Below are 509 nucleotides of genomic sequence, written 5' to 3' on the forward strand. Positions count from 1 at the left end.
GGCACAAACTTCAATGAATTACGCACCATATGGACAATGCAGAGCTGAATTTGCGTATCAGGGTAAACGGTATTAATCGCATCAGGAAATCCTTTTAGCCCATCAACACAAGCGATGAGGATATCTTTGACGCCTCGATTTTGCAGTTCAGTGAGTACATTGAGCCAAAACTTAGCGCCTTCATTTTCTGATATCCACATGCCAAGCAATTCTTTATGGCCTTCAACATTGACGCCAAGCGCAAGGTAAACGGCTTTATTGATAACTTGTTTGTCTTGCCTGATTTTAACCACGATACAATCCAGATAAACGATGGGGTAAACGGCATCGAGTGGTCTTGCTTGCCATTCAACCACTTGTTCAATAACCGCATTGGTCACTCTAGAAATAAGTGTTGGTGAGACATCAGCATCATACATTTCTTTGAACGTTGCGACGATATCTCGCGTTGTCATACCTTTGGAATACAGGTATAAAATCTTGTCATCCATCGAAGTAAAACGGGTTTG

Annotated in this window: 1 protein-coding gene; it reads right to left on the bottom strand. The window is 41.8% G+C overall.

Annotated elements, in window-relative coordinates; genetic code table 11:
- On the bottom strand, positions 1-509 hold a 509-nt coding region (locus tag ACSLUO_RS17695; RefSeq protein WP_448250587.1), incomplete at both ends, for an IS256 family transposase.

The sequence above is a fragment of the Thalassotalea agariperforans genome (assembly GCF_053470345.1).